Raw genomic sequence first — 21,650 nt, forward strand, 5'->3', positions numbered from 1 at the left:
GGGACAGTCAGCGTGGCAGCGGCTGGAGGACGGCCCATTCCTGATCTGGATCGAGCCATCGCACAAGAGCGAAACCGGACTCCGCGACCACGTCCTCGAACTCTCTGTTGGAGTAGACGACATCGGTCCACGCATGCGTCCATGTGGTGTCGCCTTGGCGGCATTCTTGCGCCGCGTGCAGTACTCCGGCTTCGAGGCGAGCCTCGGTTATGGTCACCACCATTCGGTCGGACCGCACGGTGTGGCCCGCCTTCAGGGCGGCGGCCCAGGCCGGCGATGTGCGCTGAACGAGAACGACCCCCCCGTCGGTGACGTGACGGTGGCACGTGTTCAGGAAGGCATCCCGCTGGCCGGGCACGATCGTGTTCACCAGATAGCTGGCCAGCACCACGGCGGGAAAGCGCTCGGTCAGCGCCAGGACTTCGATGTCCGCATGGACCGGTGTCCCGGTGCGAACGTGGGCCAGCATCTCCGCACTCTGATCCACAGCGACCACGTGATGACCGAGCGCGGTCAGCTCGTGCGTGATCCTGCCCGCACCGCATCCGAGTTCGAGAATGGGCACGGCGGGAGGCACTGCCCCGTTGATGAGCTCCGGTTCGCGGCCTGCCGGAAAGGCCCGGTAGAGGCCGACGGGACTCCCGTCCTGAGCCACGGGGCCTCCGTCGGATGCGGTGCCGTGTCCAAGGGGACTCATACCGGCATTCCGCTCACCGGGAGCTCCTTGAGTCCGCGCAAGGTGGCATGTCGCCAATGAACGGGCTCACCCGCCAGTCGCAGGTCGGGAGTGTGCCGACACAGCGCGGTCAACGCCACGGAACAGGTGAGTCTGGCCAGCGACGCACCAGCACAGGCGTGCGCGCCCCACCCGAACCCCAGGTTGTGGTTCGGTGTCCGCTTGAGATCCAGTTCGTCAGGGTTAGGGAATTGACGTGGATCCCGGTTGGCTGCGGCGACCAGCACGATGACATCGCTCCCGCGACGGAGCAGTCGACCGCCGAGTTCGTAGTCCGAGGCACACACACGGGCAACTGCCTGCACGGGACCGGAATGGCGCAGCAGTTCCTTGACCGCTGTCTCGCTCACGCCCGTGGTGAGGAGTTCCTGCCACGTGTCCGGAGCCCGCAACAGGGAGAGAACGGAGGCTGAGACGAATCTGCTGGTGGGGGCGTAACCGGCGTGCAGCGTGGCACGCAGCGTGTTCAGGACCATGTCACGCGAGATCGCCGAGGCGGATTCCGCGCGGAGGAGACTTCCGAGCAGTCCGCCCTGCGGCTTCTGGTCGAGCCAGTCAGATATCACCGCGCTGAGGTTGTCACGGGCCAGCGTTCCCGGAGCGGCGGCCTCCGGGGTGAGACCCGAGTCCATGGCCGCGACGATGGCCTCCGACCAGGCGACTATGTTCTTCTCGTCGGCGTCCGGCATGCCGAAGAGGTCGGCCACGGCTGCGAAGGCCAGTGGTGCGGTGAAGTCCGTGACCAGTTCGAAACTGGTCTGCCCCGCCAGCCCGCTCAGCAGTTGATCGGCCCGGGCTTCCAGTCTGGCGCGCAGCGCGGTGAAGTCCTGGCGACGATAGGCGTCCATGAGGACGCGGTGAACACTGCCGTGCTCTGGCGGATCCAGAGTCTGAATACTGAGCAGGTTGTCCGGGACGTCGATGCCGGCCGCACGTAAGTCGGAGGAGAATATTTCGGTACGTTGCAGTGCGAGCAGACAGTCCTCGTATCCGCTGATGACCCAGGCGTTGAGCGGTTCGTACCAGTGGACCGGATCCACGGAGCGCAGGTGGTGGTACATGGGGGCCGGATCACGGAGGGTGGCGTCGTCCAGCGGCCGGAAGAGTTCCATCGCTTGCCTTTCTGCCGTGCATGACGGGACAGCGAGGTGAGGCCTCGCGCGAGGGCCCCAGTCGTACGGGGGCAGCGGGTGCCCCGCATTGTGGCGGGGCACCCGCTGTCTGCTGGTGGATCAGTGGAGGTAGCGCATGATGCCTCCCCATGTGTCGGGGTTCCTGTGGGTCCGGCGGGACGATCAGTGCAGGTAGCGCATGGTGAACCTCCTCGAGTCAGGCCGCACGCGGGCGACATTGGCCATGCAGGCGTGGGCCGCCCGGTGCAGAACGGCGACGATCCACGCGATCAGGGGGGCGCACCGACGAGACAGGCTGAGCGACCTGCGCGTCAGGTCTGCGGGAGCACAGCAGTCCGTGCGACCTGTTGGCGTCGACGTCCACGGCGTGTGTGGAAGACGGCACGCGGGGAGACGCCGAAGAAGTCCAGATGAAGCCCGCGTTCCTCGATCCATCCCTGGAAACGGAACTCCCCGCTCCCGACATGGACCAAGGCAATTCTGGGGCCGCCGCTGATCTCGAGTACGAGATTCCCCTCGTGCTCGACTACTCGCGCGGGCAGATCCGGTTCTGCCGATTCGCCGAGCTGTTCGTCGAGCCGCAGAACACACGGAGGTACCCCGACCTCGCAGTGGAAATCGGCGAGCTCGAACGCTTGCAGAGGAACTTCAGGACGGTTGAACGCGACCTCGCTCAGCGGGACACGACTCTGGAAATGCTCCGGGAACAGGGCGAGCAGTTCAGGGCTGATCGAGCAGTCGACAACAAGGTGGATCCGCGTGCGGTCACCGGTGTTGCTTACACTGTGCGGTCGGCTGAAGTCCCCGTACCACAACGTGCCTGGCTGCCAGCGGTGCTCCACCTTGTCGATGAACAAGATCGCATCCGGATTCGTACGGATCGGCACGTGCACGCGGATGAATCCGTACGGCAGCCCGGTCGGGGTGTCGCGGTGCTCAGGCACTGTGACGCCTGGCGCCAGCGACATCAAGCGGGCGCTGCGCAGTTCGGCGGGTATCGATGCGAGAACCTCGGCCAGGTACGGTGCGCGCCTGAGCCACGGGGTATCCGCGAAGCCCTCGGTCCCAGGACCACCCGGGTCGGTTCGATCGGGATTCCCACCGGGGCTGCGCAGGGCGAGACAACGCCAGTCGATCTCCGTGGAGGCGGTCAACTCGCCCCCGTCCACCACGGTTCGCTGAGCGCCCCACGGACGTTCGCTGAGCTGATCCACGTCGCGCTGCAGCTTGTCGGGATCGAAGCTCAACCGCAGCCTCGCGGCTTCGGGTAAGTCTGCGATCGAGTCGAGTGACACGCTCATGTGTTCCCCTCCCGGTTGTTCGCCGGACCCCAGTAAGCATTAACGGGCGGATATGCCATGCGCAAGTGGGCCCGCCCCCTTGATCTTTGTCCGGGGCCTTGATAACTGGGCGGCCGATCCAGATCAGGACTGGTGTCGACCCGACCCCGATTCGAGGGGTACCGCCAGATCGGGGCCGATCGAGCAACTCCTGCCCTAGAGCAACAATTTGCGCGGCTCTACGAGACAGGCGTCATGGCACCCGCCGACCGCTGGCGAAGTGCCCTAACGGCAGGTGGGCGCCATAGCGACACGCACGGCCATTCCCACCGATGGTCCTTTGCCCGAGCAAAATCAATCAACGATTGCCGAACCCCGCCGAACCCCGACCGGTTCTCAGAACCCGTTCCCACTCAGGGGCGGGGCGGACCTCCTTCTGAGACTTGCATTCGTGCGAAAAGCCCATCTTTGACGGGCTGTCAGCAATACTCCCCAACCGCCCGGTAGGAGGCGGGCGGCGTCGAACAGACCCTGGTCCGAAGTGAGAAGGCCGGCCCGTCTCTCCGTACCGCTCGCGCGGCGGCGCGGTTGCCTCGGCGCACCCCACCCGCCGCTTCGCCATGGTGCACCGACCGCGGAAGTCGCTGCGCGTGCCCACCCCGTCCGACCGCTGCCCGGGCCGGCCATGGCCCCCCGGCGCCCCACCCCCGGCTCCCATCGATCCGGACCTGCCGAGCGCGGACATCTGCACCACCTACGTCCGTTGCTCGATCTTCGGGTAGGAGGCCGACTTCCAGGTCTACGTGCTCAGTAGGCCCAACATCCCCGAGGGGCGGCGCGGCGGCAGCCGAAGCACACCTGTTACACACCCGCAGGGCGCTCGAAGTCTGCCGCTGACCGGCCGGAAGCGGCGCTCCTGAAGGCTGAGGACGTACCCGGAGCCCGGTGTACGAGTCCCCGGCTTTGGGAGGCAGTTCAGGTGTCCACAGGGACGAAGCAGGCGGTCGGATCCGCACCGCACGAACCGAGCACGACGTCGCCGGGCCCCCGGCGACAGGCCGTACGACGACTCTCGGCAGGGCTGCGCCGCACCGTGCACCGGTACTCCTGGCAGCGGGGCCGGTGGCTCGCCGGGTTCACCCTGGTTGGTGCCCTCGTCATGGCCTTCAGCGAGGCCGTCCCGAACACGCCCGGCCATCTGGGCAGTCTGCTCCAGACGGTGCTGCCCTGGACGGGCCTGCTCGTGCCGCTGTTGCTGGGTCTGGCACTCGCGCGGCGCTCCGCGCTCGCGGTGGCCGCCGTCCTGGCGCCGGCCGTGGTGTGGTGCTGCCTGTTCGCCGGGACCCTCGTCGACAAGGGCGAGCGCGGAGGGGACCTCACCGTCCTGAGCCACAACGTGAACGAGGAGAACGGCGACCCCGGCCGGACCGCGCGCGCCCTCGCCTCCTCGGGCGCCGGCCTGGTCGCCCTCGAAGAGCTGCCCCGGCGGGCCACCGCGAGGTCCACGTACGAGCAGGAGCTGGCGGCGGCCTACCCCTATTCGGCGGTGCGCGGCGGGGTCGGGGTGTGGAGCAAGTATCCGATCAGGGCCGTGGAGCCGCTTGAGATCATGCCGTGGACACGCGCCCTGCGCGCCACGGTCGACACGCCCCGGGGCCCGGTCGCCGTCTATGTGGCACATCTCGCCTCGGTACGGGTGCTGCCGACCGGCTTCGCCACGACGAGCCGCAACGACTCAGCCGCCAGGCTCGCCGAACTCGTACGGGCCGAACCGCTCCCCCGGGTCGTCGTGCTCGGCGACTTCAACGGGTCGACGGCCGACTCCTCGCTCAACGCCCTGACCGGGCAGCTCAGTTCGGCGCAGGAGAAGGCGGGCGCCGGGTTCGGACTGACCTGGCCCGCCGGGTTCCCGCTGGTCCGTCTCGACCAGATCATGGTGAAAGGGATCAAGCCGGTCTCGTCCTGGACGCTGCCCGCGACCGGCAGTGACCACCTGCCGGTCGCGGCCTCTCTCAAGCTGTGACGTCCGACCCGGCGCCCGCTCGGCGCGGGGCCCGCGGCCGGCCCGTGGCTACGATGCGATCAACAATCGGCATGCTTGCTGCTCAGGAAAGGTGACCTCTTGTCCGGACCCCTCGTCCCGGACCCGGTGAGGGTCCTGGTCGTCGAGGACGACGCGGTCATCCGCCGTGCCGTCCAGCTGGCCCTCGAACGCTACGGATACGAGGTGTGTGTCGCGGGTGACGGCCTCGACGGCCTGGAGGCGTTCCGGGCCGGGCGGCACGATCTGCTGATCCTGGACGTGATGCTGCCTGGGCTCGACGGTATCGGCCTGTGCCGGCGCATCCGCGAGGAGAGCCTCGTACCGATCCTGATGATGTCCGCCCGCAGCGACGCCCTCGATGTGGTGGCCGGACTCGAAGCGGGGGCCGACGACTATGTGGTCAAGCCCGTCGACATCAGCGTCCTGGTCGCCCGCATCAGGACCCTGCTGCGGCGCGCCTCCTTCGACGCGACAGGCGACGCGGCCGGCGACACGACCGGTGACGCGAACGGCGCCGCGAACGGCCAGGGCGGCACCGCGCACCCGCCCGGCCTGCTCGTGTTCGGCGATCTGACCATCGACACCCTGGGTCTGGACGTACGCAGATCGGGTGAGCCGGTGCCGCTCACGCCCACCGAGCTGCGGCTGCTGCTCGCCTTCGCCGGGCACCCGGGGGTCGTGCTCGACCGGCGCACGCTGCTGCGCGAGGTGTGGGACTACGGCTGGGAGGGCGACACCCGAGTGGTCGACCTGTGCGTAGTGCGGCTGCGGAAGAAGATCGGCGCCGAGCGCGTCGAGACCGTCCGCGGCTTCGGCTACAAACTCGTACGGGCCTGACCCCGTGGCCAAGGACATCCTCGACCCCCGGGCGCTGCGCTGGAAGATCGCCGCGCTGGCCGCGGCGGCCTGCTGCGCGGTCGCCGTCGTGATCGGCCTCCTCGTCCACGACGCGACCGCGCAGCACGGCCACAGGGCGGGCGAGGACCGCTCGGTGACCCAACTGCGCGCCGCAGAGCAGGAATTCGCGCGCACCGGTCAGCGCCCCGCGGCGGCCGATCTCGGCCCGGCGGACGAACTGCCCGAGCCGCTGCGGGCGAAGCTCGGGGACGTGCGGCCGTCCGACGGTTACGCCCTCTGGTACGACCAGCGGCCACCGAACTGGTACTGGATGTGGGCCGCGGTGCGCGTCGGCGACCAGGTCCTCACGGTGCGTACGGACATGAGTGCCGAGGTGCGCAGTCTCCAGCTCCTCGACCGCAGCATCGTCAAGGCCGTACTGGCGGCCCTCGCCGTCGTCGTCCCGCTGGCCGCGCTGGCCACGGAGCCGATCAACCGTCGGCTGCGCCATGGGTCCCGTACCGCCCGGCGCATCGCCGACGGGGACCTCGACGCCCGTATCGGCCGTCCCGGCAGGGCCAGGGACGAGATCACGGAGATGTCTGCGGCCGTGGACGACATGGCCGGCGCCCTGCAACGGCGGCTGGAGTCGGAGAAGCGGTTCACCGCCGACGTCGCCCATGAACTGCGCACGCCCCTGATGGGCCTGGTGACGGCGGCGGGACTGCTGCCGGGGGACGACGAGGCCGCGAGCCTGGTGCGGACCCAGGTGCACACCCTGCGCGGCCTGATCGAGGACCTCCTGGAGATCTCCCGGCTGGACGCCGGCGCCGAGCGGGCCCACCGCGACACCGTGCCGCTGGGCGAGCTGGTCGCGGATGTGGTCCGTCGGAGCGGCAGCGGCACAACGGTCCGGCTCGACGCGCCGGGTGTGGTGCGCACCGACCCGCGCCGGGTGGAGCGCGTCGTCACCAACCTCGTCACCAACGCGCACCGACACGGGGCCGCTCCGGTCGAGGTCGTCGTGGCTGGGACGCGGGTGACCGTGCGCGACCACGGACCGGGCTTCCCGGCCGACCTGCTCGCGCACGGCCCCCAGCGCTTCCGTACGGAGAGCACCGAACGCGGTCACGGTCACGGCCTCGGACTGACCATCGCCCTGGGCCAGGCCGAGGTGCTCGGGGCGCGCCTGACCTTCACGAACGCGCCGGGCGGGGGCGCGGTGGCCTCGCTTGAACTGAGCCCGGATGCGCAGGATTCTTGAACTGGCAACGGATGCACAGGAGTTAGAGGCCTAAACAGCTGTATTGGAGGCGAGGATCGCGGCGCGCGCGGCATCGGCCGCACCCTGGGCGGTCTTGGCAGCCTTACGGGCTGCCTGGCCCGTTTCAATGACGTCTTCCTGAGCGGCCTGCGCCTCGGCGGCGGCCTTCTCAGCGGCCTGCTTGGCCCTGGTGGACGCTTCTACCGCACGAGCGGCGGCCTCTTCTTCGGCCTCCTTGGTCTTGGGGTCGGCCAGCCTCGAGGGGAAGATCGACTACATCTTCCTCAGCTCGTCCTGGTTCCAGACGGTCCGCGGAGACGCCGCCGCCTGCACTCCTGGCATGTCCGACCATCACCTCCTGCGCGGGGCAGCAGCCCGGGAACACTGACAGCCGATCCGGCAGTGGCCTGAGGCGAGGCCCACGGGTGGCTCGCGATCGCCAGGTCGGATACCTCCTGTTCGTCGCCCGAGCCACCCAAGCTCCCGGAACGCAACACTCCGCCCGCGCCTCTGCAGGCCGGAGCGGATCGGGCATGAGCGCACGGGCGGCCGGGAGTTGTCCGGCCGAGCATCCAGATCCTTGGAGTCGGGGCCGCACCGGCAAACTTGGCGCGAAATGGTTCAACGTTCAATTGTTTTTGGCGGCATGCTGGTCAGTACATCGCTCGCCGCTCCCATGCGGCGTCCGGCCCAACACCCCATTCACGTACGGGAGATGACTCGGCATGACGCAGACGCAGACGCAGCTCCGGCCTCAGGCGCAGGACCAGTCCCTGCCCCTCCGCCTCCACCACCACGCCTGGATCACCGACGACCAGGAAGCCAACCGACGTTTCTACGAGGACGTGATCGGCCTGCCTCTGGTGGCCACCTGGACCGAGCGCGAGGTGATGGCAGGCGTCGAACGCGCCTACAGCCACGCCCTCTACGGCCTGGCCGACGGCAGCGCGCTCGCGTTCTTCCAGTTCGCCGACCCGAAGGACCAGGAGGAGTTCCGGACCAGCATCAACTCAACTCCCTTGCGCCACATAGCCTTCAAGGTCGAGGCCGATGCACAGGAAGCCATCCGCGAGCGCGTCGTCGCCGCCGGCTCCGCAGACGCGAACCCCCATGTGCTCGACCACGGGTTCTGCGTCTCGCTCTACGTCACGGATCCCAACGGGCTGATCCTTGAGTTCGCCGTCGACCACCCCGACGTGGAGAAGATCGACGCCGAGCAGCGCACCACCGCCCACGCCGATCTCGCCCGCTGGCTCGCCGGTGACCACACGAGCAACAACCGTTGGCGCTGACACACGTCCTGGGGAGGTCTGGGGACGTTCCGGCACGGGCACGGGCGACCCGAGATGATGCGGAGCGGAAGCGGAAGCGGCCGTTTCCGCCGCTCACCAGCCGGCGCCGGGACCGATGGCGCGGTGAACATCCGGTGCTCAGGCGCCGTCCCGCGAGGGCCGCCTCCGGTTCATACGTCGCCGGTTCATACGTCCCCGGTTCATACGTCGCGGCCCGCAGCAGGCCCGTACCAGTCCAGACACAGGACGGTGGCATCGTCCTGTACGTGATCGTCGCAGGCATCGCGGACCGCGGAGACCATGGCCTGCACGACCTCGCGGGGATGCTCGGTGGCGGTGTCGCACAGGAGTCCCCGCAGGTCGACGCCTGCCGCCTTCCGGTCCTGCATACCGTCGGTGAAGAGCAGGAGGCGGTCGCCGGGGCGCAGGTCGAGATCTTGAACCTCGTAGGCGTCCTGCACAGGAACGCCGAAGGGAAGGTTGACGTGCAGCTTGACTTCCTCGACGTTGCCATCGCGCAGTCGTAGCGGCCAGAGGTGCCCCGCGTTGACGAGTTGGGCCCTGTTCCCGTCCAGGGCGATGCGCAGCAGTTGGCCGGTGGCGAAGGTGCGCCGGCCGTGGTCGAGGATCGCCTGGTGTGTCTGACGCGCCTGTTCAGCCAGGTCGGCGCCGGCGCGGCGGGCGCCGCGGGAGGCATTGACCAGGAGGGTCGCGATCAGGGATGCATCGACGTCGTGGCCCATGGCGTCCGTGATGGACAGGTGCAGCGTGTCCTCGTCGAGGCTGTAGTCGTAGGTGTCGCCCGCGATGTCGGAGGCGGGTACCAGGGCGCCTGCGAGGGCGAACTCGGCGGACTCGCAGGACGGCGCCGACGGCAGGAGCTGCCGCTGGATTTCCGCGGCCAGACTGACGGATGCGGTGCGGTTGCCCCAGTGGTACAGGTCGGTGAACCGGCGGTCGGTGACGATGATGTACGCGAGCGCGTGTGCGGCCTCTTCGACCTGTTCCAGCACGTCCTCGGAGACGTGCGCGAGGCGGAGTTCCAGTACGCCGATCGCGTCACCCCGGTTGGTTACCGGGGCGAACACCCGCTGATCACCGGTGTCGGTCGCAACGGTCACCAGCTTCTGGGTGCGCAGGACGTCGTTGTAGACGCTGCCGTCCAGAGGAATCAGCTCAGCAGCCCTCTCCTGGAGGCGGTTCCTCTCGTCCTTGACCCGCAAAAGGCGTCGGCCGACCACGTCGACGAACAGGAACGACACGTAGCGCGCGCCGAACCGCTCGCGCAGATTGTGCGCCACGACGTCCAGCGAGCGTACTGGCGGTGCGGCCTCCGCCGCTGCCAGCACCTCGGCCAGCCCGATTCGATCGCCTTCCACAGCGGCCTCCCTACGTTCCGGAACGTCCTCCTTCCCCCTCTCGCCCTTGATCATCACCAGATATGCGGAGGGCCACACCGGTGCCGGAGGAGGCGCACGGTCCGGGACGGTGGCCGCAGCCGGGATCTGCGCGGCCGGTCCCGCCCTGGCTGTCCCGGCTCGTGCCATGGCGATCGGGAAGCTGCAACTGCCCTCCGTACGGGTGTTCCCGAGGGGACAATGATGCGGGGTGTCGTGGCTACAGGGGGTGGCGCATGATCGACAGGGTGCTTGAGATCTTCACGCAGATGGGCGAGGGTGCGGCGGTTGCCGCCGGCACCGGCGTGGGGCAGGCGGTCACCGACGTGGTGCGGGAGCGGCTCGCCACCACGGACCGCGGGCGCACCGGGACTGCTCGTCGCGGCAGCTGCCGACTTTCAGATGGAGGATCCGGAAGCGAAGGTTTCCTTCCTCGCCGCAGCCTGCACCGATGCCGAAAAAGCACATGCCTTCTTCAACGGCGTGAAGTCATCACATGACCGCGACGGCCGGGCGGAGACGGACGGCCTGACCGTTCCGATGCCGGAGATCGGCGATGAGCAGTGGGCCGTGACGGGACCTGCCGCCCAGGACCGACCCGGCGGAGGATTCATCACCCTGCGCGTCGGCACCGTCGTCGTGTCGATCACGGGCACCGACACCGTCCGGCAGCCGTTCGCGCCGTCTCGCTTGGAAAAGTTGGCGCGGATGATGGCCGAGCGCGCTCAGCAGGCACAGAACGGCGAAACGCCGTCAGCTCACGCACGTGAGGCCTGAACACGCAGCGGCAGCGGCAGTGCGCACGGCCACAGTCCCGGACGCGGCGATCAGCCGCGCGGCGTGGCAGGCCCGACGGTCCTGGCTGGAGCGGGTGCTGGCGACGGACTGAGGTTCCCGGCTCGGAATTCGCCCCAGGTCGAAGCGCCGCCGGGCCGACCGACCCTGTCGCGATCACGCCTCGGTCCGTTGTCCGCACCTCAGTTGCTCCGCATACTGGGGGCCCAGCCGATCTTGTGTACGGCCTGCACCAGGGCGGTCGTGCGCCACAGCAGAGACGAGCATTCTTGTGCGACCGCTCACTTATTACATCGCGGCGACCCTCGACGGCTTCATAGCCGGCCCCCAGGGCGAGTTCGACTTCTTCGGCTTCGAGGGCGACATCGTGCAGGAGATCCTGACCGAATATCCCGAGACCATTCCCGTGCACGGCCGCGGGCCCCTGGGCCTGGACGGAGTGCCGAACAAGCGCTTCGACACGGTCCTGATGGGCCGCGCCTCGTACGAGCCGGGTCTCTCCCTCGGCATCAGCAGTCCGTACCCGCACCTGGAGCAGTACGTGTTCTCCCGCTCCCTCGCCTCCCAGGACCCGCGGGTCAACATCGTTTCCGGGGACGCGGCCGCATTCGTGCGCGGCCTCAAACAGCAGGAGGGGCAGGGGATTTGGCTGTGCGGTGGCGGCAAGCTGGCGGCCCAGCTTCTGCCGGAGATCGACGAGCTGATCATCAAACGCAACCCCGTCGTCCTGGGCGCCGGCATCCCGCTGTTCGACGGCCCCTTCGCCCCTACATCGTTCACACTCACCGAATCCCGCACGTTCGACACCGGCGTGGCCGTGCAGACCTACACCCGCAGCGCCGTCGCGTGAGCCTTCGGAACGGCACCGTTCCATGTGCCGGATTGGTGCCCGCTCGCGCCCGGGCTGACGGCGCGGCGCGGAAGCGCTCCAGTCGCGGTGGCGCCAGGCACGCTTGACGGCACGTTCGCAGCCGGCCGCACGGCAGCCCACGTGAACAGGCATAGTTCCGCCAGCAAGGGCATATTAGGGGGTGACCGTTCGGGGAGCGCCTGATGGCGAAAGGGATGAGCTCCGGAAGGAGACGTGCACCTGCTCAGTGGGAGAGACGGCCACATGGACCGTGCGGAATCCTCGGATGACGATTCCCTGCATGCCGTTGCCCAGCAGGTGTCCGAAGCCGCGGAAGCACTGATCATCGCCTGGAACGGGGCGGCGAAATCGGTCGTCCCGCGCCTGTCCGGCCTCCAGCTGGAGGCCCTGTCGGCCGCCCGCCGGCACCCGGGCATCAATCTCACCGGCCTGGCGGACCGTATCGGTGCCACTCCCCCCGCCGCCAGTCGGCTGTGCGACCGACTGGAGGCAGCCGGGCTCCTGGCCCGCCGGCGTACCTCGACCAACCGTCGCGAGATCGAGCTGTCCCTGACTTCGCACGGCCGGGACGTGCTGGAAGCCGTGTCCGAGCTTCGTCTGGCGGCCATCGGCAAGGTTCTCCACAGGGTGCCCGCGGCTCAGCGGGGCTCGCTTCTCGCGGGGCTGCGAGCCTTCACCGAAGCCGCGGAGACGGCCGAGGGTGTAGCAGCCGCCGAAGGCACAGGGACCGGCGAGGGTGCGGCAATCAACGAGAACACGGAGACTGCCGAGGGCACGGGGGCCGCCGACGGCTCGGTCTCCGGGCCCTGAAGCCCGCTGTGCACGCGGACCCGCACCCGTATACGCGCGCCCGTAAGCCCGGCCTGCCGGACGTTCAGCTCGCCGACGCCCGCCTTCCTCGCCAGTCCAGGCAGACGACCGCCGCGTCGCTGGGCAGTTCTTCGCCCCCGTGGTACTGCATCAGCCCGTCCACCACGGCACGCGCCGTTTCGTAGGCCGAGCCACCACGAGCGGCGGCGATGGTCTCTCGGAGCGCTTGTTCGCCGAAGGGATGGCTGCCGTCGTTCTGGGCGGCGTGGACGCCACTGCTGACGATGATGAGACGGTCGCCGGGATCGAGTGCGAACTGTTCCGTGTGGTACTGGGTCTCCTCGAACATCCCGAGCGGCAGCTGGGCGTCGAGGTGAACGCGTTCCACGACATGCCCGCGCAGGCGGAACAGCTGGGGGGACCCGGCGTCGACGACCTGGGTACGACCCGTCGCCAGCTCGATGCGGAGCAGGAGGGTGGGCGCCGACAGCTTGCCCCCGTACTCGCCGTAGACCGCCTGGTCGGCGAGGCAGGCCTGGTCCTCCAGGGAGATGCCGGCGCGGCGGGCGTTGCGCAGGGCGTTGACCGTGAGGTTGGTGAGGAGGGCCGCCTGAATGCCCTGCCCCTGGCCGTCGGTGACCGTGAGGGTGAGCGCGTCGTCGGTGATGGTCCAGTCGAAGTTGTCACCGCCGACCGCATAGGCCGGTTCCAGGTGGGCGCCCAGGGTGAATTCGTCGTGGGCGAAGCCGCGTCCGGGCAGGAGCTGCCACTGCATTTCGGCGGCGAGTGTGAGGCGTCTGCGGCGGCGGGCCTGGAGGTAGAGGTCGGTGTCGCGCTCGGCGACGAGCAGTTCGTGTCCCAGGGCCGTGGCGAAGGCGGCGAGTTCCAGCACGCGCGGCGCGTCCTGGGTGGCCGACTCGGGGAGATGGACGGAGAGGACGCCGAGTCGGTCGCCCCGAACCGTGATCGGCACGTGCACCAGCACCATGCCCGGCTCGTCGGTGACTTCCACGACGGGTGCTCCGGCGGTGAAGGCACGGCCGGCGGCGCTGCCGCCGTCGACGGCGGTCGCCTCACCCGTATGAGGCAGATCCGTCACGGGCTGGAGAACGGTGAGGCCGTAGTCGGCGAGGAGGAGCGTCACGTCCCGGGCCCCTACACACTCGGCCAGCACGGACCGTGTCGCGGACAGGAGGGCCGTCGGGGGCGCCTGTCTGAGGGCGCCCTCCGCGAGGCCGAGCCAACCTGCCGCTTGCCTGTTCATGGCCCTCTTCCCTCACACGAACGAACGCGCCCGGCCGCCGACGGGCGGAACAACACGGCTTGTTCATCGACCGCACCCATCTTCCTCACATCTCGGCGGAAGTCCACCGGCGGGTGCCGTGATGAAAAATATTGCCGCCCGGCAATGGTATCCGGCAGACAAGGATGGCAGCTCGACTCGCAGAGGTGGGCTCGGCCCGGCGCCGCACCCTATTGCGCCGCGTCCGAGGTCAACCTGATCGCCTCGGACAGCGCGTCCGCCAGGCCGGCACGCGTGAGGACCTTCGACAGGTCGATGCCCAGCTGCGCGATGGTCTGCGCGATCGGCGGACGGACGCCGCTGATGACGCACTCCGCACCCATCAGGCGCACGGCGTTGGCAGTCAGTACCAGGTGGTGGGCCACCTCCGTGTCCACCGTCGGTACGCCCGTGATGTCGATGATCGCGACCTGCGCCTCGTGTTCCTGGATCGCCTGCAACAGGTTCTCCATCACGACCTGAGCACGTGCCGTGTCGAGGGCGCCGATCAGCGGGACGGCCAGAACGTGCCGCCACACCCGCACCACCGGCGTCGACAGCTCGACGAGCTGCCGGTTCTGCGTACGGATGACGTCCTCCCGACCCTGGACATACGTGTCGAACGACAACACCCCGGCCGCGTCCAGCAGCCGGTTGACCAGCAGGACGGCCGCGAACAACTCGTCCACGTCGTCCGTCGCACTCTGCACCGCCGCCAGCACGGCCTCCTTGAGGGCCAGGACGGCCAGCGCCGTCGCGGTCGGCGTGGCCCCGCCCCGCGCCCGGCGCAGCGAGAGATCAACGATCGCTCGGCGCAGCTCCCCGTGCGCGTCCACCACCCGGGACACCGGCAGGGCGGTGTCCAGCCCCGCGGCGAGGGCGGCGATCAGCGGGGCGGCCTCCTCGCGCAAGGCGCGCTCGGCCATGCCGATCCCCGGCTCGTCGTGTGCCAGCTGCAGCTCGACCCACCGGTCGGCCACCTTGTCGGCGTGCGCCCGCAACACCTCCCCCACGCGCTGACGCACCACGGCCTCGCTGCTCCCCACCCGGATCCCCTTCATCGGCCCTGCGCGTCCCGCGGATGCCCGCAGCGTTCCACCGATATATGCGTCGTCGGCAAACTATTGTCGGGTGACAAATATACGCACGCGCCAAGCGAACGGGAAAGGCGGCCGGCCAACACCTCGGCGACAGGCCCGACTTGAGAGGGGGCAGGGCCGACCTTCCGTGGGCCAGCGCACGCCCCCTTCGCGCACCCCCCTCCTCACGCCTGGCGTGATCGTCAGGCGGTGGCACAGCGCCTGCTGGGGCCGGGGGGAGCATCTGCCGGGCGGGGGGGCAGCACCTGTCGGGCGAGGACAGCGCCTGGAGTCAACGCCGAGAGCCGGAGTCCACCTCAAGAGCGACAGCAGGAAGCGGACGGAGGTTCGACGCTTCTGGAGTGCGTGAACGCCCGGCCCCTAGCAGGCGGCTCGCCGCGCGGCGTACGGGCCGAAGCGGGGTCGTCCACACTTTCCGTCGGGCAACACTTGCCATTTGACAACAGTGGCGACGAGCCGCAATCTAGGTCCGGCCCGCGGACGTACGTGCGCCGCGAGCCCTTGGTGGAGGACCGACGACTGTGAACCTGGTGGCGCACCACCCTCAAGCCGGCGTCAGGCCGTGCCCGCCGACTCGTCGCGTACGGAACCAGGGGCGCCCTTCTCGCGCAGCACCGCCGAACGGAAGCAGGCCAGCCCCTGCGCGAAAGCGGACTGTTCGGCGGGCGTCATGCGGGCGACCACTTCGGCCAACGACGCTTCCCTTCGCGTCCTGAGCTCCCCGAGGTAGCGCACGCCTTTGCTGGACAGGCGCAGCTCGACCTCTCGCCGGCTGGCCGAGCTGGGGGTCCGCTCGATGAAGTCGAGAGCGTGGAGGCGGTCGCACATGCGGCTCACCGAGGAAGGGGCCGAACCCAGCTCCTCGCCCAGGGCGCGGAGGTTGATGCCGTCGTTATCGGCGAGAATGTACAGAACCCGCAGCTGAGAGGTCGAGACCGGAGCCGTCGGCGCCAGGTCCCGGCTCTGGCCCCACAGCACCTCGAGCACTTCGATGACCTCGCGGGCCGCGAACGCGGCTGCCCCCTGGTGGTCGACGGGGTCCTCGTCGAAGTTTCCGCCCTCAACAGGCACGGTCTTCAGCCGTCTTGGCAGTCGCTGAGCCACGAAAAGACCCTCCTGCTCCTCTGCATCATCTGCATCTTCTCGAATAGGCGGTATCCGAACGGTGGACAGATTCACGGCGACGGAACGCGCGCTGCGCCGGGCGGCACCGCACGCTCTGCTGCAAGCGGTGCAGGACGCTCTTGCCACGCACTACGGAGCCGTCTCCGTCGACCTGCTCATGGCCGACTACGCGATGACCATACTGCAACCGGTCAGCGAGCTTCCCTACACCGCCGAGCCGATCCCTGTCCACACCAGCTCACCGGGGCGAGCGTTCGGTGCCCAGCAACCCTACGTCGTGCCGGACGACCGCACGGGCCGGCTGACCGCCCACCTGCCCATCAGCGTGCGCGGGGACCGCGTCGGCGTCCTCGCCGTGACGCTGCCGCAGGAGGGGTACGACGCCGAGGCGGAGCAGGAGCTCACGGACGTCGCCGAGGTCCTCGGGCACGAGATCGTCGTGGGCGAGCGCGACACCGACGTCTACCTCCAGGCGCGGCGCGCCAACCGCCTGACCCTGGCCGCCGAGATGCAGTGGCAACTGTTGCCCGGCCGTTCCTGCTCACGCCCGGAGTATGAGATCGGAGCCCAACTGGAGCCCGCCTACGCGATCTACGGCGACAACTTCGACTGGTCCTCCTCGGCCAACCACCTCACCCTGGTCATCACCAACGGCATGGGCGAAGGCATCGAAGCCGCACTCCTGACCAACCTGGCGGTCAACGCCCTGCGCAACGCCCGCCGCGCCGGGCTGTCCCTGTCCGACCAGGCATGCCTCGCCGACCAGGCGATCTACGGCCACTACCACGGCCATGCCTACCTCTCCACCCTGCTGCTCCGCTTCGACCTCGACACGGGACAGACGCAGATCGTCGACGCCGGCTCCCCCCGCATGTGGCGCCTGCGGCAGGGCAAGGCGGAGCAGATCCACGTCGAGGCGCAGATGCCGCTCGGCATGTTCGAGGACACGCCGTACTCGACCGAGCCGTTCCACGTGGAGCCCGGCGACCGCCTCGTCTTCGTCAGCGACGGCGTCTACAACGTCGCCTCCCCGGGCGGCGAGCGCTACAGCGAGAAGGCCCTGGTGCGAGCCCTCACCAACACCCGCCTCCTTCCCGCCTCCCAGGTCCCCCGCGCCGTCCTCCAGGAACTCGCCGGCCACCGCGGCCCCATCGACGCGGACGACGACGCCATGGTCGTCTGCCTCGACTGGAATGGACGCCCGAACACGGACTGACGGGGCTTACGCCACGGGGTGCCCGTGAAGGGCGGGTTGCACACCCGGCCGCGCTGTGAGCGACGAGCCCCCTGCGACTTGGGTTCCGGCCCGGGCAGCGGCCCGGGCTACCGGGAGTTGGCCGTAGGGCGCGCCTTGTAGAAGGACTCCTCCAGATACGCGGCCCCGTGCGGCTGGTACGGCTCCTCCAGGTAGGCCGCCTCGTCATCGTCGAGTGCGACGTCCACCGCGGCGAGCGCGTCCGTCAGTTGGGACGGCTTGGTGACTCCGACGATGGGCGAGGTCACGACCGGGTTGCGCATGACCCAGGCCAGGGCGACCTGGGCCGCGGACAGGCCGCGCCTGCCCGCGATCTCGTGGACGCGCTCGGCCACCGCCTGGTCCTCGTCGCGGTAGAGGATCCTGCCGCCCTCGTCGGTCTCGGCACGCGCCGTGGTGGTGTCCCGCACCCGTGTCAGCCTGCCCCGCGCCAGCGGGCTCCACGAGATCACGCCGATGCCCTGGTCGGCGCAGAGCGGAAGCATCTCCCGCTCTGCTTCGCGGTGGATGAGGTTGTAGTGGTCCTGCATCGACACGAATCTGGTCCAGCCGTGCAGGTCCGCCAGGAAGAGGGCCTTGGCGAACTGCCAGGCGTACATGGACGAGGCTCCGATGTAACGGACCTTCCCGGACTTGACGGCGTCGTGCAGCGCTTCGAGGGTTTCCTCGATCGGAGTGCCGTAGTCCCAGCGGTGGATCTGGTACAGGTCGATGTAGTCGGTCCCCAGTCGCTTCAGGGAGGCGTCGAGTTCGGCGAAGATCGCCTTGCGGGACAGCCCGGCGCCGTTCGGGCCGGGGCGCATCCGCATCCAGACCTTGGTGGCGAGGACGACCTCCTCGCGCCGCGTGAAGTCCTTGACCGCCTGGCCGACGATCTCCTCGCTGCTGCCGGCGCTGTACCCATTGGCCGTGTCGAGGAAGTTGACGCCGCTTTCCAGTGCCTGCTTGATGATGTCCCGGCTGGCGTCCACGCCCAGGGACCAGCGCTCGCCGCCCCGATCCGGCTCGCCGAAGCTCATACAGCCGAGGGTGATGGCGGAGACTTCCAGTCCGGTCGCACCGAGTTTGATGTATCTCATGCGCCGAACCTAGGAGTTGGAGTGCGCCCCAACGCAAATACGTCTCGGTCCGCAATACGGAGTAGGCCGGGGACCTGGTCCGGGGCGTATGCGCGCTGTCAGCTCTCTACCGGTTCGGGTTCCGGCCGGCCCTGATCCGGCCCTGATCCGGCTCTCCGTCCGGCCGGCCTCGGCTCCGGGGCCCCGACCCCGACCCCGAACCCCCGGATCTACCCCTCACCCTCACCCTCACCCTCACCCTCACCCTCACCCTCACCCTCACCCAGAGCGTTGACCCGGGCGGCGAGTTCCGCGGTCTCGGGGGCGGTGAGCTCGCCGTGGATCGCGAGAGCGTGCTCGGCGTGGGCGCGCGCGGCGCGGGGGTCGTCCTTGCTGAGGGCGTGGGCGAGGCCCTGGTGGGCGCGGACTATCTGCGGGCTGTTGTCGATCGCACGGGCGATGTGCAGCGCCCGCTCGTGGCGGCGACGGGAGGCAGCCTCGTGGTCGCCGATGGCCCGGTACGTGGCGCCGAGGTCGTTGAGGATCTCGCTCTCGGCGCGCCGGTCGCCCGTCCTGCGGCTCAGTGCCAGGGCTCGCGCATGGTGGCGGACAGCCTCGCCGAACTGTCCCAGCTCCCGGTGTCCGGTGCCGATGTTCGTGAGGGTCAATGCCTCGCCCCACGGGTCACCGATGCCCCGGTAGCGGTCGAGGGCGCGTTGGTGGTGGTCGAGGGCCTCGGCGGTGCGCCCGAGTCGGGCATATACGGAGCCCAGGCTCGTCAGGCTCAGGGCCTCACCCCAGGGAGCGTCGAGGTCGGCATGGAGAGCCAGGGCCTGCTCGTGGAGGTCGATCGCCGCCTCGTGCTGCCCCAACGCACCTTGTGCGATACCGAAGTTGGTGAGCAGGACGGCTTCGCCCCACGCATCGTCGATCTCGCGGCACAGAGCCAGAGCCTCCATGCCCCGACCGAAGGCGTCCTCGTGGCGCCCGGCGTACCAGCAGGCGATGGCGAGGCTGGTGAGGATCTCGGCGTGGGCCAGACGGTTGTCCAGGTTCTCGACGGCGGCCAGGGCCAGTTCGTGGGTGGCGACCCAGTCCAGGGTGCGGCCGCGGATGTCGAAGAAGTGCTGGAGGACGTGGGCGTACCGCCAGACGTGCTCGTTGCGGCCCCGGGCGGCGGCGCTGGTGGTCAGCGCGACGAGGTTCGCGTGCTCGGCCTCGTACCAGGCCAACGCCGTTGCTCGGTCGCTCACGTCCGGGACGTCGACGGATGGCCGGTCGATCTCGAAGGCGAGCAGTCTTTGGCCCGGGGCCACCACGCGGCGGGCGTCGAGCGCGGTGCGGAGGTAGTGGTCGAGGAGCCGCAGCTCCGCCTCGTCCTGCCGCGCGGGTGGCTCGCTCTCGCGCAGGATCTCCTGGGTGTGCCGGCGCAGGAGGTCGTGCAACTGGTAGCGGTGGGGGACGTATTGTTCCAGCAGGTGTACGTCGACGAGTTCCTCAAGGCCCTGCCGCGCCGTCGCCTCGTCCGTGCCCGCCAGCGCGGCGGCCGCGTACGCGTCGAAGTCGCCGCCAGGGTGCAGCCCGAGGAGCCGGAACAGCCGTTGCAGGTCGGGGCTCAGGCGCGCGTAGGAAAGGGCGAAGGCCGTGCTGACCGCGTTCCCGTCGCCGCTGTCGCCGCTCGCGTGGGAGCCCGCGCGGAGTTCGGAGACGAGATCTTCCGCCGTCCAAGCGGGCCGGTGCGCGAGCCGGGCCGCGGCCATCCGGATGGCCAACGGGAGGTGTCCGCACAGCTCGGCGATCTCGGCGACCGCCTCGGACGCGTCGCCGACCCGGCTGCGCCCCGCGATCCGGACCACGAGCGCCCGCGCGTCCGCCTCCGTCAGCACACCGAGCGACAGCGGGACGGCGCCCTCCAGGGCCAGGAGGCGGCGCCGCGAGGTCACCAGCACCGCGCATGAGGCGGAGCCGGGCATCAACTGTCGTACCTGCTCGGCGTCGGCGGCGTTGTCCAGGACCACCAGCGCCCGCCGGCCCGACAGCGTCGTACGCCACAGCGCCGACCGCTCCTGAAGGGAGTGTGGAATCCGGGCGCCGTCGACACCGGCCATGCGCAGCAGTGCCTCCAGCGCCGACGCGGGTGCCGTGGGCGCGTGCCCGGGGGTGAAGCCGTGGAGGTCGCAGTAGAACTGGCCGTCCGGGAACCTGTCGGCCATGAGATGGGCGGCGTGCACCGCGAGCGTGGTCTTGCCGACGCCCGCCATGCCGTCGATCGCCGACACCACGACGGCGTTCGTGCCGCCGCCGAGGAGGTCCGCGAGCCGCCTCACTTCTGCGGTACGTCCCGTGAAGTCCGGTGTGTCGTACGGCAGATACTGCCGGGGCCCCAGGGGGCCGGTGCCCAACGCCCCCTCGAACTCTTCGGCGGAGGCCGTGGCGAGGAGGTGCTGCTGGTCGTCCGCCCCCAGTTCGAGCGCCTTCGCGACCTCCCGCACCGAGGCGACACGGGGCACCCGACCCTGCCCGCGTTCCAGCGCGCGGATCGTCCGGGCCGACAATCCGGCCCGGTCCGCCAACTCCTCCTGGGTCAGGCCCGCTCGCCGCCTGTAGCTGCGCAGCACCGTGTCGAACCGCTCCGGCATGTCCTCCTCCTCCTCATCCCAGAGGCCTGGACCGCGCGACCCCGCGCCACCCGGCCCTCCCTCCCCTGGGGACTCTGGCCGATCCGGCACAACGTCCGCTGAACGTCCGCTGGACGTCCTGTCGGTGACAGGGGCCGGACGGCAGCATCGAATGCGTCCCACCGGGCAGGACGCGCACCCTCAACCCCCAGTTCCCCATGGGCTGTTGATCCTGTGCCCGGCCATGGCGCGGACGGGACGACACCACCACTGCACCTCTCACTGCCGAACGGGAGACCAGCATGATCAAAGGCCGGATCGCAAGGACCGTGGCGACGACGGCGCTCGTCGTAGCAGGAGCGCTGTCCATCGCGCCGAACGCACTGGCGGACAGCGGCGCATCGGCGAACACCGCCCAGCCGACCAGCAACTCGGCACAGGCATCGTGCTGGGGTCAGCGGGTGTTCGGCAGCGCGGGTCACCACGGGAACAAGACCTGGTGCAACTCGGGCCGCTACCGCGAAGTGATCACGTGCGAGACCCTCGGCGGCTACAAGTACATCCACTACGGCCCCTGGGTGTGGGCCAGCGCGGAGAGCACCGCCTGGTGCAACCTCGGGGACGAGATCATCGGGGACTACACGCAGGTGGGTTGAGCGACCGGACCGGGGGGGGGGGGGGGGGGGGGGGGGGGGGGGGGGGGGGGGGGGGGGGGGGGGGGGGGGGGGGGGCGCGGGCGGGGGGCGGCGGGCG

18 protein-coding genes are annotated in these 21,650 nt (G+C 69.6%); 9 read left to right on the top strand and 9 right to left on the bottom strand.

The features are described from left to right. Positions 1 to 7 precede the first annotated feature (7 nt). The 3 genes from ACGF3I_RS27065 to ACGF3I_RS27075 form a co-directional block, all read right to left on the bottom strand. A complete protein-coding gene (locus tag ACGF3I_RS27065) occupies positions 8 to 655 on the bottom strand; it encodes a class I SAM-dependent methyltransferase (protein ID WP_393136349.1) in 648 nt (215 codons plus the stop codon). Positions 656 to 693: 38 nt separating this feature from the next. Then, positions 694 to 1,848, bottom strand: a complete 1,155-nt coding sequence (locus ACGF3I_RS27070; protein ID WP_393136351.1) for a cytochrome P450 — start codon at positions 1,846 to 1,848, stop codon at positions 694 to 696. 332 nt (positions 1,849 to 2,180) lie between these two features. Continuing rightward, entirely contained in the window at positions 2,181 to 3,170 is a 990-nt protein-coding gene (locus ACGF3I_RS27075) for an aspartyl/asparaginyl beta-hydroxylase domain-containing protein (RefSeq protein ID WP_393136353.1), read from the bottom strand. A gap of 958 nt (positions 3,171 to 4,128) precedes the next feature. On the opposite strand from ACGF3I_RS27075, the gene ACGF3I_RS27080 reads away from it, so the two are divergent. The 4 genes from ACGF3I_RS27080 to ACGF3I_RS27095 all read left to right on the top strand — a co-directional run bounded on the left by ACGF3I_RS27080 (position 4,129) and on the right by ACGF3I_RS27095 (position 8,586). Then, positions 4,129 to 5,172 (top strand): endonuclease/exonuclease/phosphatase family protein, encoded by a 1,044-nt coding sequence (locus ACGF3I_RS27080; RefSeq protein WP_393136355.1) that lies wholly within the window; start codon positions 4,129 to 4,131, stop codon positions 5,170 to 5,172. A gap of 99 nt (positions 5,173 to 5,271) precedes the next feature. Next, complete coding sequence (cseB, locus tag ACGF3I_RS27085) at positions 5,272 to 6,030, top strand: two-component system response regulator CseB (protein WP_393136357.1); 759 nt, start codon at positions 5,272 to 5,274, stop codon at positions 6,028 to 6,030. 4 nt (positions 6,031 to 6,034) lie between these two features. Continuing rightward, entirely contained in the window at positions 6,035 to 7,294 is a 1,260-nt protein-coding gene (locus ACGF3I_RS27090) for a sensor histidine kinase (protein WP_393136359.1), read from the top strand. A 725-nt stretch (positions 7,295 to 8,019) separates the two neighbouring features. After that, a complete protein-coding gene (locus ACGF3I_RS27095) occupies positions 8,020 to 8,586 on the top strand; it encodes a VOC family protein (protein WP_393136361.1) in 567 nt (188 codons plus the stop codon). Positions 8,587 to 8,786: 200 nt separating this feature from the next. Here the strand turns inward: ACGF3I_RS27095 and ACGF3I_RS27100 are convergent, their stop codons facing one another. Continuing rightward, positions 8,787 to 9,965 (bottom strand): PP2C family protein-serine/threonine phosphatase, encoded by a 1,179-nt coding sequence (locus tag ACGF3I_RS27100; RefSeq protein ID WP_393136363.1) that lies wholly within the window; start codon positions 9,963 to 9,965, stop codon positions 8,787 to 8,789. 420 nt (positions 9,966 to 10,385) lie between these two features. Between ACGF3I_RS27100 and ACGF3I_RS27105 the strand changes: the two genes are divergently transcribed. The 3 genes from ACGF3I_RS27105 to ACGF3I_RS27115 all read left to right on the top strand — a co-directional run bounded on the left by ACGF3I_RS27105 (position 10,386) and on the right by ACGF3I_RS27115 (position 12,459). After that, the gene (locus ACGF3I_RS27105; RefSeq protein WP_393136365.1) at positions 10,386 to 10,760 is read left to right on the top strand and encodes a hypothetical protein; all 375 of its coding nucleotides are present in this window, start codon (positions 10,386 to 10,388) and stop codon (positions 10,758 to 10,760) included. A gap of 289 nt (positions 10,761 to 11,049) precedes the next feature. Then, entirely contained in the window at positions 11,050 to 11,628 is a 579-nt protein-coding gene (locus ACGF3I_RS27110; protein ID WP_393136367.1) for a dihydrofolate reductase family protein, read from the top strand. Positions 11,629 to 11,892: 264 nt separating this feature from the next. After that, complete coding sequence (locus ACGF3I_RS27115) at positions 11,893 to 12,459, top strand: MarR family winged helix-turn-helix transcriptional regulator (RefSeq protein ID WP_393136369.1); 567 nt, start codon at positions 11,893 to 11,895, stop codon at positions 12,457 to 12,459. 64 nt (positions 12,460 to 12,523) lie between these two features. On the opposite strand, the gene ACGF3I_RS27120 is transcribed toward ACGF3I_RS27115, so the two are convergent. The 3 genes from ACGF3I_RS27120 to ACGF3I_RS27130 form a co-directional block, all read right to left on the bottom strand. Then, positions 12,524 to 13,723, bottom strand: a complete 1,200-nt coding sequence (locus ACGF3I_RS27120; protein WP_393136371.1) for a PP2C family protein-serine/threonine phosphatase — start codon at positions 13,721 to 13,723, stop codon at positions 12,524 to 12,526. Between the two features lie 209 nt (positions 13,724 to 13,932). Beyond that, positions 13,933 to 14,787 carry an STAS domain-containing protein gene (locus ACGF3I_RS27125; protein WP_393136373.1) on the bottom strand — a complete coding sequence of 285 codons (855 nt, stop codon included), beginning with the start codon at positions 14,785 to 14,787 and terminating at the stop codon, positions 13,933 to 13,935. Between the two features lie 609 nt (positions 14,788 to 15,396). Further along, on the bottom strand, positions 15,397 to 15,945 hold the full coding sequence (locus ACGF3I_RS27130) for a MarR family winged helix-turn-helix transcriptional regulator (protein WP_393136375.1): 549 nt from the start codon (positions 15,943 to 15,945) through the stop codon (positions 15,397 to 15,399). 61 nt (positions 15,946 to 16,006) lie between these two features. Between ACGF3I_RS27130 and ACGF3I_RS27135 the strand changes: the two genes are divergently transcribed. Then, the gene (locus ACGF3I_RS27135) at positions 16,007 to 17,182 is read left to right on the top strand and encodes a PP2C family protein-serine/threonine phosphatase (protein ID WP_393136377.1); all 1,176 of its coding nucleotides are present in this window, start codon (positions 16,007 to 16,009) and stop codon (positions 17,180 to 17,182) included. A gap of 107 nt (positions 17,183 to 17,289) precedes the next feature. Here ACGF3I_RS27135 and ACGF3I_RS27140 read toward each other — a convergent pair whose 3' ends face one another. Both ACGF3I_RS27140 and ACGF3I_RS27145 read right to left on the bottom strand, forming a co-directional pair. Then, positions 17,290 to 18,300: an aldo/keto reductase gene (locus tag ACGF3I_RS27140; RefSeq protein ID WP_393136379.1), complete on the bottom strand. Its 1,011-nt coding sequence runs from the start codon at positions 18,298 to 18,300 to the stop codon at positions 17,290 to 17,292. Between the two features lie 209 nt (positions 18,301 to 18,509). Continuing rightward, a complete protein-coding gene (locus ACGF3I_RS27145; RefSeq protein ID WP_393136381.1) occupies positions 18,510 to 20,918 on the bottom strand; it encodes an ATP-binding protein in 2,409 nt (802 codons plus the stop codon). 281 nt (positions 20,919 to 21,199) lie between these two features. Here ACGF3I_RS27145 and ACGF3I_RS27150 point away from each other — a divergent pair, with 281 nt between their 5' ends. Next, positions 21,200 to 21,553 (top strand): hypothetical protein, encoded by a 354-nt coding sequence (locus tag ACGF3I_RS27150; protein WP_393136383.1) that lies wholly within the window; start codon positions 21,200 to 21,202, stop codon positions 21,551 to 21,553. Positions 21,554 to 21,650 lie beyond the last annotated feature (97 nt).

Origin of the sequence: Streptomyces sp. NPDC048111, assembly GCF_043202815.1 — a bacterium.
Lineage (GTDB): Bacteria > Actinomycetota > Actinomycetes > Streptomycetales > Streptomycetaceae > Streptomyces.

What these genes read in the sequence shown, in the direction of transcription:
- ACGF3I_RS27070 (WP_393136351.1), bottom strand. Translation starts at nt 1,848, where the DNA reads ATGGAACTCTTCCGGCCGCTGGACGACGCCACCCTCCGTGATCCGGCC.
- ACGF3I_RS27095 (WP_393136361.1), top strand. Translation starts at nt 8,020, where the DNA reads ATGACGCAGACGCAGACGCAGCTCCGGCCTCAGGCGCAGGACCAGTCC.
- ACGF3I_RS27150 (WP_393136383.1), top strand. Translation starts at nt 21,200, where the DNA reads ATGATCAAAGGCCGGATCGCAAGGACCGTGGCGACGACGGCGCTCGTC.
- ACGF3I_RS27145 (WP_393136381.1), bottom strand. Translation starts at nt 20,918, where the DNA reads ATGCCGGAGCGGTTCGACACGGTGCTGCGCAGCTACAGGCGGCGAGCG.
- ACGF3I_RS27115 (WP_393136369.1), top strand. Translation starts at nt 11,893, where the DNA reads ATGGACCGTGCGGAATCCTCGGATGACGATTCCCTGCATGCCGTTGCC.
- ACGF3I_RS27120 (WP_393136371.1), bottom strand. Translation starts at nt 13,723, where the DNA reads ATGAACAGGCAAGCGGCAGGTTGGCTCGGCCTCGCGGAGGGCGCCCTC.
- ACGF3I_RS27140 (WP_393136379.1), bottom strand. Translation starts at nt 18,300, where the DNA reads ATGAGATACATCAAACTCGGTGCGACCGGACTGGAAGTCTCCGCCATC.
- ACGF3I_RS27105 (WP_393136365.1), top strand. Translation starts at nt 10,386, where the DNA reads ATGGAGGATCCGGAAGCGAAGGTTTCCTTCCTCGCCGCAGCCTGCACC.
- ACGF3I_RS27075 (WP_393136353.1), bottom strand. Translation starts at nt 3,170, where the DNA reads ATGAGCGTGTCACTCGACTCGATCGCAGACTTACCCGAAGCCGCGAGG.